Source organism: Paenibacillus sp. FSL E2-0178 (assembly GCF_038593005.1).
GTDB lineage: Bacteria > Bacillota > Bacilli > Paenibacillales > Paenibacillaceae > Paenibacillus_AQ > Paenibacillus_AQ phytohabitans.
Genome location: NZ_CP151953.1, coordinates 4473190 through 4486338, shown reverse-complemented (window position 1 = coordinate 4486338; position 13149 = coordinate 4473190). Strand labels below are relative to the sequence as shown.

11 protein-coding genes are annotated in these 13149 nt (G+C 53.2%); 5 read left to right on the top strand and 6 right to left on the bottom strand.

What is annotated here, in order from left to right; all coding sequences use genetic code 11:
• Positions 1-74 precede the first annotated feature (74 nt).
• Entirely contained in the window at positions 75-1463 is a 1389-nt protein-coding gene (locus MHI42_RS19345; protein WP_342420407.1) for an MATE family efflux transporter, read from the top strand.
• A gap of 128 nt (positions 1464-1591) precedes the next feature.
• Here the strand turns inward: MHI42_RS19345 and MHI42_RS19340 are convergent, their stop codons facing one another.
• The 3 genes from MHI42_RS19340 to MHI42_RS19330 are packed head-to-tail and all read right to left on the bottom strand — an operon-like array spanning position 1592 to position 4754.
• Positions 1592-2440 (bottom strand): carbohydrate ABC transporter permease, encoded by an 849-nt coding sequence (locus MHI42_RS19340; RefSeq protein ID WP_171716341.1) that lies wholly within the window; start codon positions 2438-2440, stop codon positions 1592-1594.
• A 2-nt stretch (positions 2441-2442) separates the two neighbouring features.
• A complete protein-coding gene (locus MHI42_RS19335; RefSeq protein WP_340990074.1) occupies positions 2443-3384 on the bottom strand; it encodes a sugar ABC transporter permease in 942 nt (313 codons plus the stop codon).
• A 29-nt stretch (positions 3385-3413) separates the two neighbouring features.
• Positions 3414-4754, bottom strand: coding sequence for an ABC transporter substrate-binding protein (locus MHI42_RS19330; RefSeq protein ID WP_342420406.1), 1341 nt, complete (start codon positions 4752-4754; stop codon positions 3414-3416).
• A gap of 266 nt (positions 4755-5020) precedes the next feature.
• Here MHI42_RS19330 and MHI42_RS19325 point away from each other — a divergent pair, with 266 nt between their 5' ends.
• Both MHI42_RS19325 and MHI42_RS19320 read left to right on the top strand, forming a co-directional pair.
• On the top strand, positions 5021-5773 hold the full coding sequence (locus MHI42_RS19325) for a response regulator (protein WP_342420405.1): 753 nt from the start codon (positions 5021-5023) through the stop codon (positions 5771-5773).
• A complete protein-coding gene (locus tag MHI42_RS19320; RefSeq protein WP_340990077.1) occupies positions 5770-7560 on the top strand; it encodes a sensor histidine kinase in 1791 nt (596 codons plus the stop codon). The genes MHI42_RS19325 and MHI42_RS19320 overlap by 4 nt, the downstream gene beginning before the upstream one ends.
• A gap of 72 nt (positions 7561-7632) precedes the next feature.
• Here MHI42_RS19320 and MHI42_RS19315 read toward each other — a convergent pair whose 3' ends face one another.
• Positions 7633-8919, bottom strand: coding sequence for a Gfo/Idh/MocA family oxidoreductase (locus MHI42_RS19315; RefSeq protein WP_342420404.1), 1287 nt, complete (start codon positions 8917-8919; stop codon positions 7633-7635).
• 127 nt (positions 8920-9046) lie between these two features.
• On the opposite strand from MHI42_RS19315, the gene MHI42_RS19310 reads away from it, so the two are divergent.
• Both MHI42_RS19310 and MHI42_RS19305 read left to right on the top strand, forming a co-directional pair.
• Positions 9047-9862: an AraC family transcriptional regulator gene (locus tag MHI42_RS19310; protein WP_342420403.1), complete on the top strand. Its 816-nt coding sequence runs from the start codon at positions 9047-9049 to the stop codon at positions 9860-9862.
• Between the two features lie 121 nt (positions 9863-9983).
• Positions 9984-10409 carry an HIT family protein gene (locus MHI42_RS19305; protein WP_342420402.1) on the top strand — a complete coding sequence of 142 codons (426 nt, stop codon included), beginning with the start codon at positions 9984-9986 and terminating at the stop codon, positions 10407-10409.
• A 93-nt stretch (positions 10410-10502) separates the two neighbouring features.
• Here the strand turns inward: MHI42_RS19305 and MHI42_RS19300 are convergent, their stop codons facing one another.
• Together MHI42_RS19300 and yhbH are read right to left on the bottom strand one after the other, a co-directional pair.
• Positions 10503-11747, bottom strand: coding sequence for a SpoVR family protein (locus MHI42_RS19300; protein WP_342424768.1), 1245 nt, complete (start codon positions 11745-11747; stop codon positions 10503-10505).
• A 141-nt stretch (positions 11748-11888) separates the two neighbouring features.
• Positions 11889-13130, bottom strand: coding sequence for a sporulation protein YhbH (gene yhbH / locus MHI42_RS19295; RefSeq protein WP_342420401.1), 1242 nt, complete (start codon positions 13128-13130; stop codon positions 11889-11891).
• Positions 13131-13149: the final 19 nt, after the last annotated feature.

Below are 13149 nucleotides of genomic sequence, written 5' to 3'. Positions count from 1 at the left end.
TTCCTGAAGAGCCTTTTTTTATTTTTGCGGAAGTTTGCCGCAACAAGTCTAAACATAAGAGAAGTGAATTTGTAATGGAGCCCAGCAGCAGTATGAAGCCCGGCCAGCGATTCCTTGAGAAGCATTTCTCCGGAGAATCCATTGACTATCGCCAGATCATAGCGTTATTCCTCCCTGTATTGGTGGACCAGGCCTTCGTGGTCGGGCTGAACCTCGTCAATACAGCGATGATCAGCTCCTCAGGAGTAGCAGCAATCAGTGCGGTGAATATGATAGATTCGCTGAATATTTTTCTGATCAGTGTGTTCATCGCCGTATCCACAGGGGGCACGGTCGTTGTAGCCCAGTACAAAGGGAGCGGCAATGAGCTAATGGTCTCCAAGGCAACCGCCGGAGCGGTGTCTTCCGTTTCTTTGATGGCTTTTTGTATCGGCTTATTCGGAATTGTGTTCCATGGCCCGCTGCTGCATTTATTGTTCGGTGCGGCTTCGCCTGAGGTGATGTCCAACGCCCGGACGTATCTGATCGGCAGCAGCTTATCCTATCTGGGGATTGCTGTGATGGAGGCGGTATGCGGCGCGCTGCGCGGCATCGGGCGGACGAGGGCATCGCTCGTACTGTCACTGATTATGAATTTCTCCTATGTGCTGCTGAACTTTGTCTTCATTAACGGGCTGCATATGGGTGTGTTCGGAATGACTATTGCCATTAATATATCGCGGTATCTTGCGGCCGCCTGCTCGCTGATCTATCTCTTCCGGCTGGACAGCAGCCTGCATGTGAAGATCCGTGACCTGCTGGTGCTGAACTGGACGATGCTTCGGAGAATTATGTCGATCGGCCTGCCGTTTGCGGCGGAGCAGATGTTCTTCAACGGCGGGAAGATTCTCACGCAGATCTTCATCGTCAGCCTGGGCACCTATGCGATTGCTACCAATGCGATCAGTTCTACGCTGGCGGGAGTGATGCAGATTCCGGCGAATGCCCTGTCCCTGACGCTGATTACGGTGGTCGGTCAATGCATAGGAAGCCGCAATGTCAAAGATGCACGCAAATTCGTGAAGTCCTTCCTGTGGCTGTCTTCGGCCTCTTTTATACTGATGGGACTGCTGATCTTCCCGCTATTCAATCCGCTGGTATCGATGTTCCATCCGCCGCAGGAGATTGTCCGGGATATCTTCATCGTCTTCCTGATTAACTCGCTGGCCCAGATTCCATTATGGTCGATCAGCTTCATTACCCCTTCGGCGCTTAGAGCGGCGGGTGATTCCAAGTTCACCTCGATTGTGTCCATGCTCTCAATGTGGCTGTTCCGTGTAGTACTCGGATATATTCTGGGGATTGTGCTGAACATGGGGATTATCGGGGTATGGCTGGCAATGAACTGTGAATGGGGGATACGCGGCTTCATCTTCATACGGCGTTTCCTCGGCGAGAAGTGGCTGCAGCACAAGGTCATTTAAGCCAAACCTGTCCCGAGCCATCTGCTAAAAATAAAACAATAACCCATGCTCCGCGTTCAGGCGGAGCATGGGTTCTTATGCATAAGTACAGGCCTTGCGTTACCGGTAATATAATGTGCGGCTGCAGCCTATCCCTTAAGTCCGGTAGTCGAGATGCCCTCGACGAAATACTTTTGGCAGAAGAAGAAGAGCAGTACGCAAGGAACGATGCTGACAACCGACATTGCCAGAACTTGATTCCACGACACGGCAGAGGAGGCATCCAGCGAGAGACGCAGTCCCAGGGATATGGTGAATTTGCTCACGCTGCTGATATAGATAATCGAGTTGAAGAAGTCATTCCAGGTCCACATGAACTGAAAGATCCCGACGGAGAAAATAGCCGGCTTGCAGAGCGGAAGCAGCACCCGGGTGAGCACGGTGAAGGAATTGCAGCCGTCAATTGTCGCCGCCTCATCAAGGTCGCGCGGCAGCCCGCGGATGAACTGGATCATCAGATAGATGAAGAATGCGCTGGTGGCGAAGGCGGCGGGAATGATGAACGGCAGATACGTATCCAGCCAGCCCAGCTTGTTGAACAGGATGTACCGCGGAATCATCACGGAGGCGTTCGGCAGCATCAGGGTAGCGATCATGACGGAGAAGAGCAGGGTCTTCAGCGGGAAGTTGAACCGGGCGAACCCGTAGGCTACCAGCACGCTGGACACGATGGTGAAGATGACGGTTGGAATGACAAGCTTCAGCGTATTGATGAAGAAATCCTCAAACCCATATTGCCCGGTCCCCTGCCAGCCCAGCTTATAGGCATCCCAGACATAAGTCGTCGGCAGCAGCCGGCTAGAGCCGAAGATATCGGCATTGGTCTTGAAGGAAGAAGTGAACAGCCAGATCAGCGGGTACACCATAACGAGGCCGAGGACAATCAGAAAAATATAGTTAAGCCAGGAGTTCTTTGAATCATGCTGCAGTTCTCTCATTGTTATTTCCCTCCGTCCTCGTAGTGTACCCAGCCGCCGGATGATTTGAAGATTACTGCGGTGACGGCCATGATGATTAAGAACAATATCCATGAAAGCGCTGAGGCGTAACCCATCTTGAAGAAAGTGAAGGCCTCCTCATAGAGCTTCAGCGCATATAGATAGGTGGATTTCATCGGTCCGCCATGGGTAATGACGAAAGCGCCTGTGAATTCCTGGAAGGCATTGACCATCTGCATCACCAGGTTAAACAGCACAATCGGAGTCAGCATAGGTACGGTAATGCGGAAGAACATGCTGAACCGGGAAGCGCCGTCGATCGAACCGGCTTCATACAGATCATTAGGAATCTGCTGGATACCGGCCAGAAACAGCACCATGGAGGAGCCGAACTGCCATACAGTGAGCAGCCCCAGTGTGTATAGGGCAATGTCCGGACTGCCGAGCCAGTCGACAGGTCCAAGATGAAGCCGGGCCAACAGGCTGTTGACGACGCCCTCTTTCATGAATAGGAAACGCCACAGGACTGAGATTGCCACACTTCCTCCCAGTATGGAGGGCAGGTAATAGACCGTTCTGAAGAAGTTGATCGCTTTCAGCTTGGCGCTGAGCAGCATGGCGACGAACAGGGCGAAGGCCAGCTTGACCGGAACAGCCAGCAGCACATAAATGCCGGTTACCTTCAGGGATTGATAGAAATCGGGATCTTCTGTAAAGATTTTATGATAATTGTCCAGTCCGACCCACTTGGGGGCGCTGACCATGTTGTAATCGGTGAAGGAGTAATACAGGGACGAAATAAACGGATACAACTGAAAGATCAGCAGGCCGATCAGCCAGGGCAGGATGTACAGGTAACCAGCATACTGATAGTTTCTTCTAACCTTGATTTTACGCCGGCCGGACTTCGGTATCTTGTTTAGAATGGATTGCGGTACAGACACAGCAGGTTCTCTCCCTTCCTATGGGGCGGTTATTCTCTGTCTTGTAGGTCTTTCAGCTTGGAGGTCAGGCTGGCAATCAGCTCATCCGCCGCCTGCTCTGCATTCGATTTGCCGTAGCTAACCTTCTGGACGATATCGTCCATGATTTTCTGTACTTCAGAGTTATTGGCAACGGCATTATCGACTAGTCCTGCATGGCTAAGGCCCAGCTCAACGGCATTGGTGATGGCGGCGTCAATCTTGCCGGCCGTAACGGCTGCTTCCTGTGAAGCCTTAACCGGTGGTACAGAGCGGACATCCCCGAGAAGGGCTGCTGCCCCGGGATCATTCATGAACCAGCTCAGGAACTTCACAGCTTCGGTCTTATGCGCGCTGTCATTGCTGACAGCGAACAGCTGCGAAGGTCTGACCAGTACGCCGGAGTCCTTGGCATCCTTGGCAATTACGGGAAGAGCGGTAATGACCTCGGTGCCTTCCGGCAGTACAGTCTTGAGGGAAGGCAGGATGCTGCTCATCGATGGAGCAATGGGAATCTCCTGATTGATCCACTTCGGATTCTGATCGATTTTGCCGAAGAACAGATCGCTTTCACCCAGCGGCTGATAGACACCAGCCTGCATTGCCTGATAGAGCCAGTCGAAGCTTGCCGCCGCATCCTCTTTGGTGAAGCCCAGCGTGTAATCCTCCTGGACCCACTGCTTGCCGGTGCGCTGCTTTAGCATTGTGACCATATCCTGACGCAGTGCGGCATGGTCGGTCAGCAGGAGATATTTCGAGCTGTCCTGTGCATGCAGCTGCTTACCGGCCTCAAGGAGGGAATCCCAGGTCCACTGGGCGGCGGAATCCACATTCAGCTTATCGGCCAGTGACTTGTTGATGATCAGGCAGTAGGCGTTAACGCCTGTAGGTACAGCGGCCAGCTTGCCGTCATACATGCCGTAATTGTCCAGGAAGCCCTGGTCGAAACCGGAAGCATCGAATTCCGGCTGCGTTTTCAAGTCGACGAAGAAATCGCCTTTCTTAGTCAGCTCCTGCAGCCATGGCAGATCAAGCTGCATGATATCGGCCGAGGTTTTGCCGGCAAGCTGGGTCTTGATCTTCTGCTCGTAGCCGTCAAAGCCCTGGTATTCTGCCTCAATGGTTACATTCGGCGCAACCTGCTTGTAGGCCTCGATTGCGGCCAGCGTTGCGGCATGGCGGTCTTCGCCGCCCCACCAGCTGAAGCGCAGCGTCACCTTCTCTTCTGCATTTGCGGCATTGCCGGCGTTTGTACTGGTGTCCGAAGCGGATTTGCTTGAAGAGCAGCCGCCGAGGAGTGAAGCGAGCAGCAGAGATGCCAGGCCCATGGCCCCCCATTTGTTTCTTTTCATGGTCATTCTCCTTTGAATGCTTTAGTGTAAGCGCTTTTAATTATAAGATGCCTGATGGGCTTTTATAAGGGAGCCAATCTTAGATTAGGGTATCATTTTCCGCGTGAATTAGAGGGGAAGGTGTCCTGATGTTGTGAAAGGAATCATTTCTTCAGCAGTTTAATTCATCATGCGAATGGCCTGCAGTATGCTCCTGGCGTTCTGATATACTGAATGTAAGCAGTTACATTGAAACTGCATTGCAACCAGGGGAGGCAGGCGGCGGAATGTATAACCTATTGATTGTGGATGATGAAACGGAGACACGCGAGGCGCTTTCCAGTTATTTTCCGTGGAATGAGATCGGATTCCATATCATCGGCCAGGCCGGCAACGGACGCGAGGCGCTGCGTTTCATTGAAGGCGAGGAGCGGGTGGACATTGTGCTGACTGATATCAAGATGCCTGTAATGACCGGGATTGAGCTGGCCGAGGATCTATATAGAAGCAAACGGGATATCAAGGTAGTCTTCCTGAGCGGATACCGCGATTTCGAGTATGCCCAGCAGGCCCTGCATTACAGGGTCAGCAATTATGTGCTTAAGCCGGCGAAATACCATGTGCTGCTGGATGTATTCGTCAAGCTCCGGGAGGAGCTGGAGGCAGGCAATGTGGAGAAGGAGCGTTCAGCGGCAGAGGATCTGCAGGGGAGCGATGAGAGCTTCATTATCCGCCAGATCAAAGACTATGTCACAAGCCATTATCAGAATGCCTCACTCGAACAGGCGGCCCGGCTGGTCCATATGAATGCCAACTACCTCAGCTTCTTTTTCAAGCAGAAGACGGGCCGGAATTTCTCGGACTATGTGATTCAGCATAAAATGGAGGTAGCCGCCGGACTGCTGCAGGACATGAGCTTCAAAACCTATACGGTCAGTGAAATGGTCGGCTACAGCAATGCCAAGAACTTCACCCGCACCTTCAAGAGCTATTATGGCAAAACACCCAGTGAATACCGGAACGGTCCGGCCGCCCCATGAGAGAAAAGTATTTCGTCAAGCAGCTGGCCATCTTTCTGATTCCTTTGCTGATTCCGGTCATTATTCTGGGCTCGCTCTCGATGTTCTCCGCCCAGCGCGATATCAAGGCAGATATCAATCAGAACAGCAGCTTTCTGCTGCAGCAGTCGAAGACCCAGCTGGAGATGATCCTGAATGAACTGGACACGCTGTATCTTGCCCTGTACGATAACGCCGATATTTTTAACGAATTGTCCGCTGTACTTAAGAACCCCTCGTATACCTACGAGAGCTCAAACACGAACCGGATTATCTCCAGTTTCCTGAATGCTTTTACAAGCTCCAAGCCCTATATCCAGTCCTTCTATCTGTATGTCGATAATCCGTACAACCGGTTTCTGTCCTCTGTAGACGGGCTGGTGACGCTGGATCATTTCTATGATACCGACTGGTACGGGCAGTTCAGCCGCTATGAGGGCCCCCCCGCGAAATGGACGGCAAGGCGCGAGCTGAAATTCTATTCCTTCGAGACGAAGCCGACTGCAGTGGTAACCTTCTATAATGTGCTGGTACCGCGCAAGATTGCGATTATTCTTAATATCCGGCCCAAATATATTGAGAGTCTGTTGAATGACATTACCCGTTATCCCACACAGCAAATGTTCGTGCTTGATGAGAATAGCCAGGTGATCTTCTCCAATGGGCGCGGGGAGCTTCCGCAGCATGCGGAGCTGCTGAAGATTGCAGAGCAGCCGGAGTCCTTCTTCGATATGGACACACCGGCAGGGAAGGTAAATGTAACGAAGGTGGAATCGGAGCGCTACAAGTGGAAGTACGTATCGGTTATTCGCCATTCAGAGCTGTACAAAACGCCGTCACGCATTCTGTATTACACACTGGTGTTTGTGGCTGTCTCTGTAGTCTGCGGCTTTCTGCTGACCTTCGTGCTGATCCGGCGCAACTACAAGCAGCTTAAGATGATCAGGATGATGATCAAGGCTGCAGATGACAGCCATTTGCTGCTGAGGCCGCCCGCCAAGGTCAAGGACGAGTACTCCCTAATTGTCCAGAATATGATGACGCATTTCATCGAACACCGCTATATCCGCACCCAGCTGCTGGAGAAAAAGTATCGTCTGCAGGTAATGGAGCTGCTGGCGCTGCAGTCCCAGATTAATCCCCATTTCCTGTACAACACGCTGCATTCCGTCTATTGGGAGTCAGTTGCGCTGACCGGCAAGCCTAATAAGGCGAGCGAAATGATCGAAGATCTCTCGGATATTCTCTCCTACTCCTTCAGCAATCCTACAGGAACGGTGACCTGGGAGAACGAGCTTGGCAACACCATCAGCTACGTCAATATTCAGAAGAAGCGCTACCATGACAAATTCGAGTGTATCTATGAATACGACGAGGAGCTTGCCCGTCTGTATACCTTCAAGCTTGTACTGCAGCCTTTGCTTGAGAACAGTATTTATCACGGAATTAAGGAAAAAGCGGGTCCGGGTCTCATTAAGGTAAAGTTCGTGCGCAGAGGAGAGCAGCTGTCGCTCAGTGTGACCGACAACGGTATAGGCATGACCGCAGAGCGGGTGCGTGAGGTCCGGCACCGGCTGGATGCGGATGAGGAGCGGACGGAGCATCTCGGACTCTACAATACGAACAAAAGATTGAAGCTGACGTACGGTTCGGCCTATAGCCTGAGTATCCGCAGCAAACCCGGATGGGGGACCAGGGTAGAGCTTGTGGTGCCCTGTGTCTGGAATGAGGCTGAACTGTCGGGCCGGGAGCGGAGTGATGTCTCATAAAAAAAGGCGTGCACTCCGGTTTGGGCCGGGAGGCACGCCTTCTTCTATAAGTCCAGCGGGGAGGGAAGACGGCTACGCCTTCCAGATATCGTCAACCTTCACCGGCTGGCCGGTCTTGATAGAGCGGTTGGCGGCAATGCCGGTCATGATCGACATCGCGCCGTCCTTATGCGAGGCTGCGCGGTTGAAGCGGTCTTCCTGCTTCTTGTCAAAAATATCACGCAGCAGCACCGGATCGCCGCCGCCATGACCGCCTGCGCTGCTCTCGAACTCCACGCGGTAAGGCTCTTTGAAGTGCGGATAGATCATGATATTCACGCCTTCCAGCGCGCCTTCGTTTTCTTTTTTGCCGCCGGAATTAACGTAGGACTGCTCGGTAATGCGGACCTCCATCCGTCCCTGTGTGCCGTTGAAGACGATGATGAAGCCTTCCCACGGCATATACGCGTTGAGCGAATAGTTCATGACCGTCTTATTCTTATATTTGACCATAACATTCATCGTATCTTCGATGCTGATATTGTCTCCGAAGACGCTCTGGTCGCGCTGGTAGCCGTCTTCATGCTCGGCATCCAGATACATGCTCTTCAGGTGCTCATTGCTGTCCAGATGGAGCGCGAACGGGTCGTTCTCGGCAGCCTTGCTGCCGTAGGCACGCTGGTAGAACTCGGTGATGCCGCGTTTCTCGGCATTCTCCTTGCCGTAGAAGCGCAGATCGCCCATCGCGAACACGGTATCCGGCTGTGAAGCTAGCCAGAAGTTCATCAGGTCGAAGTGATGCGTCGATTTGTGCACCAGGAGGCCGCCGCTGTTGCGTTTGTCGCGGTGCCATCTGCGGAAATAGTCCGCCCCATGCTGGGTGTTCAGCAGCCATTCGAAATTGACGGACAGGATCTCGCCCAGCACGCCGTCCATAATGACCTCGCGGATCTTCGTGTTATGCGGTGCATAGCGGTAGTTGAAGGTGACACGCAGATTCTTGCCGGTACGCTCGATGGCATCGAAGATCTCCTGGCATTTCTCTTCGTCAATGGTCATCGGCTTCTCGGAAATGACGTCACAGCCAAGCTCCATTGCGCGGATAATATACTTGTGATGCGTGCGGTCAATGGTGGTTACAAGTACATAGTCAGGCTTGGTTTCGGCAATCATCCGGTCGAAATCTTCGGCTTTGTAGGTAGGCACCTCATGATAGCCGTATTTGTCAGTCAGCATATGATTAGCGAAATTCATCCGCGTCTGATTGACATCACAGATAGCGACCAGCTCGGACGTTTCGTTGTAAACGGTAACAAGAGCGCCGTAGAAAAATTCGGCCCGGCCACCGGTGCCGACGATTACATATTTCTTTTTGGACAAGGGGATCACTCCATTTACTTGGATTTGATTCTATTTTATAGTATAGGAAATGCAGAAAGTGAACGGTATTTAGTCTGTTTAGCCGGAAAGTATGCATATCTTATCCTCACAGGAGGCCTGGTGCAGAGTGGAGCCCATCTTTCAGATTGAGCAGCTTAAGCGGAGCGGATATTTCAATATGGACATTGACCATTTCCATGATTTCTATGAGATTTACTATCTGCTGTCCGGGGAACGGCATTACTATATCCGCAACCGCATTTACGCGCTGGAGGCCGGAGACCTTGTGTTTATTAACAAAAATCATCTGCACCGCACAACGGGCGGAAACCACCAGCCGCATGAGCGGGTCCTGGTCAGCTTCGATGATTCGTATCTGGAACCGGCTGCTCCCGGGCCGAACTGGATGAGTATTTTTGAGGGGGAGAGCTTCCTGCTGAGGCCTACTGCGCATGAACAGGGAGTGATTGCTGATTTGCTCCACGCCATGCTGGGTGAACAGAAGGAGGCTAAGCTGTGGGGCGGCGATTATACCAGGACGCTGCTGCTGCAGCTGCTGATCCAGCTGGAGCGGATACGCAAGGCGAAGCCCGCCCTGGTCTCTCCCGAACAAAGCGAGGGGCAGCGCCGGGTGTATGGCATCATTGAATATCTGGATGCGCACTACGGTGAGAAGCTTACCCTTGGCGGGATTGCCGAGCATTTCTTCATCAGTGCCACTTACCTGTGCCGGACCTTCAAGCAGACGACAGGGTTCACGGTTATCGAGTACCTGAATTATGTCCGCATCCGCGAGACGAAGACGCTGCTGACGGATACAGATTGGCCGATCACCCGGGTCGCAGAAGCGACGGGCTTCGACAGCATTGCTCATTTCGGGCGGATGTTCAAGGGAATTACGGGGCGCTCTCCGCTGCAGTACCGCAAGCAGCACCGGGCGTAACCAGGAGCTTCGAATTTAGTAGAGTGTAACCGTTTTAATAGTCGGCAGCGGATTTGTGGAGCAGTATAGAGCGTGTACTAAGATAACGCAGTGTAATCCAGAGGGGAAAGGATCTGAAGGCATGGAGAAGAAACAAGAATGTATGTATTGTATGGAGGATGAACGGCGGGACAATCTGATGATTGAAATCTGCGGGCTGGGGGTTTCGACAGTCTTTCTGTTCAAAGAGCAGACGTATAAGGGAAGATGCAATGTGGTATACCGTGATCATGTAAAAGAGCTGTTCCAGCTTACCGCAGACGAATTGTCCGCATTCATGAATGATGTGGCGCAGGTGGCGGAAGCGGTAGACAAAGCTTTTGGGCCGGATAAAATCAACTATGGCGCTTACGGCGACAAGCTGCATCATCTTCATATGCACATCGTTCCGAAGTATGACGGGCAGGCGGATTTTGGCTCCACCTTCCAGATGAATCCGGGCCAGACCTATTTGGCGGATGATGAGGTTCAGGAGATGATCGGGAAGATTAGGGCTTATTTGCAATAATAGCATTCTTTGATATTCTTAACGAACCTGCTCCAGGACACAAAAAAGATGTTCCGTATCCTTGAATAGATAAGGATATGGAACATCTTTTTGTTATGCCAGCTGTTTGCCGTCATACATATAGGTCTGCTCCTTGCCCTCTACTACGGTCCGCAGATGGACAGTCCGGCCCCAGAGCTGATGGACCATCGGCAGGGTGCGCTCAATATATTTGCGGTCCAGTTCAAGCCCCTCGTAACGGTTATAGAGCAGCAGCTCGCCGCGTCCATGCAGATCGTCGTCCTTGACGGTAAGATAGGGAAAGCCGCCGTTGGTGCGTGAACGGATCAGGTTGTCCTTGATCTCCTCCAGACTTTTATCGGTAACCTTGTACTGTTGGCCGTCCTTCTTATACACGAACAGATCCATTTCCTCGGCCAGCTCACGGGTCAGGTAATTGCGGATGAACGACACGTCCGATTCGGTCTCACGGATCTCAAACAGGGCTTCTAAGCCCTCCTTCTTCTCGATATGCCGGAGCATCATCAGCCCAAGATAATAGGGATTAATCCGTCCGGGAGAGGGCTGGATGACACCGGAGTTCATTGCAGAGAATTCGATGATCTCTGAATCGCTGAGCTCCAGCTCCCGCACCAGCTTGAGATGCCAGTAGCTGGCCCAGCCCTCGTTCATAATCTTAGTCTCCATCTGCGGCCAGAAATACAGCATCTCGGCGCGGAGCATGTAGAGGATCTCCCGCTGCCACTCCTCCAGATAACGGCTCTGCGCAGCGATATAACCGATTACATCCTTCACCTCGCCGTCCATCTCACGGAAACCCCCGGGCCGTCCGGAGCGGGCGAAGTAAGGGTCGACATGCTCCTGGATGGCCATGCCGGCATCAAGGAACCTTTCCACCTCATCGATGCCGTACTCCTGGCCGAACCGGTCCATCCGGTCGGCGAAGATGGCCATCCGGTGGACCATCTTACGGTCGGTTCCGGCGAACATCGCATTATTCTTGAAGAAATCACTATGTCCCAGCACATGAGCCACAATCAGCTTGTTCTGCAGGAGCGTATTGCTGTCCAGCAGGAAGGCGTAGCAGGGATCGGAGTTGATCACCAGCTCATAAATTTTGCTCAGGCCATGATCGTACTCCGATTTCATCCGGTGATAGGCTTTGCCGAAGCTCCAGTGCGAGAAGCGTGTAGGCATGCCGTAAGCGCCAATGGAGTACAGCACCTCCGGCGGGCACATCTGGTAGCGCATGGGGAAGAAATCCAGCCCATGCTCCAGCGCCAGTCCGGTAAGGCGTTCCACGGATTGCTCCAGCTGTTCCGGCTCGCTAGGTGTCATCATCCCGGTTCCTCCTTTCGCAAAAGAAATAGAATATACGGGCTCGGCGGTCCCGTTATCTGCTTGTTATCACCTGTGAACGAGGTTCGACTGATCTCTCTGCGGGAATACGGGATCAAGCGGCCTTATCAGACTCAGCGCTCAGCTGGCCAGCTCCTCCCCGAAGAAGGCCTGCAGCGTCCTGAATACATCTTCCTTCTCCTTCAGGATGGAGCGGCTGAAGGAGGGGGAAGTCAGGCTGGACATGGCTTCCCACAGCTGTTTGCCGCCATACACATGCTGGCGGATTTCACCGTAGCCCAGCATGTTCACACGTTCCAGCAGCTCGTTCGCCAGCCGGACGGTTACCGGATTATCGCTGTCCAGATTATCCCCGTCGGAGAAATGGAAGACATAAGCATTATGCTGGCCCGGCGGATAATCGGCCTCTAGGATACGCAGCGCCAGTTCGTAGACCGAGGAGCAGCGGGTGCCGCCGCTTTCACCCTTGGTGAAGAAGGAGTCTTCATCAACTTCCTTGGCTTCTGTGCTGTGCGAGAGGAAGCGGATCTGCACATTATCGTATTTGGTCCGCAGGAATCGGGTCATCCAGAAGAAGAAGCTGCGGGCCACATATTTCTCGAAGGCCCCCATTGAGCCGGAGGTATCCATCATTGCCAGTACGACAGCAGAAGACTGCGGCCGGCGGATATCCTCCCAGGTCTTATAGCGCAGGTCGTCACCGGTAATCGTAACCGGCCCGGTCGCTGAACCAGCGGCACCAGTGGCGGGTTCCCCCGGGGATGCCCAATGGGACTGCGCAGCTGCGGCATGCGGCATTGCCGTTATGCCCCCGCCGAGCGATTGCCGCTTGATCGCCTCGAACAGCGTGCGCCGCTTGTCGACGTTCGACATCATGCCCTGCCTGCGCACATCGTCGAACCGGATATCGTCGATCATCATGTCCGGTGCGGCTTTGGGTTTCAGCCGGGGCAGCTGCAGATCCTCGAAGACCAGCTCCGCCAGCTCGTCGATGGTCAGCTCAGCCTCGTAATAATCCTCCCCGGGCTGATCCCCGGCCTCGTGCCCGCCCTTGCCGGGGCCTTCCGCATCACCCTGCCCGCTCTGGCCGATCACATCCCCTACCTGCGTGCCGCCTTTGCCTTGTCCAACCTGTGGTTCGTTCTGATAGTTGTAGCGGAATTTCGGTTCATCCAGACTGCGGATAGGGACCTTAATAACCTTATCCCCCTGAGGCATAATAATGGATTCTTCGCTGACCAGATCGGCGAGATTATGCCGGATGGCCTCTTTTACCTTGCGCTTATGACGCTCCTGGTCAATCTCTCCCTTGCGGTGCAGTGACCAGTCGTCGCGCGCGATCATGAACATACGGTTGTCCATGTCGTCCACCTCCCGCTTG

What these genes read in the sequence shown, in the direction of transcription:
- MHI42_RS19345 (WP_342420407.1), top strand. Translation starts at nt 75, where the DNA reads ATGGAGCCCAGCAGCAGTATGAAGCCCGGCCAGCGATTCCTTGAGAAG.
- MHI42_RS19340 (WP_171716341.1), bottom strand. Translation starts at nt 2,440, where the DNA reads ATGAGAGAACTGCAGCATGATTCAAAGAACTCCTGGCTTAACTATATT.
- MHI42_RS19330 (WP_342420406.1), bottom strand. Translation starts at nt 4,754, where the DNA reads ATGAAAAGAAACAAATGGGGGGCCATGGGCCTGGCATCTCTGCTGCTC.
- MHI42_RS19325 (WP_342420405.1), top strand. Translation starts at nt 5,021, where the DNA reads ATGTATAACCTATTGATTGTGGATGATGAAACGGAGACACGCGAGGCG.
- MHI42_RS19320 (WP_340990077.1), top strand. Translation starts at nt 5,770, where the DNA reads ATGAGAGAAAAGTATTTCGTCAAGCAGCTGGCCATCTTTCTGATTCCT.
- MHI42_RS19305 (WP_342420402.1), top strand. Translation starts at nt 9,984, where the DNA reads ATGGAGAAGAAACAAGAATGTATGTATTGTATGGAGGATGAACGGCGG.
- MHI42_RS19300 (WP_342424768.1), bottom strand. Translation starts at nt 11,747, where the DNA reads ATGACACCTAGCGAGCCGGAACAGCTGGAGCAATCCGTGGAACGCCTT.
- yhbH (WP_342420401.1), bottom strand. Translation starts at nt 13,130, where the DNA reads ATGGACAACCGTATGTTCATGATCGCGCGCGACGACTGGTCACTGCAC.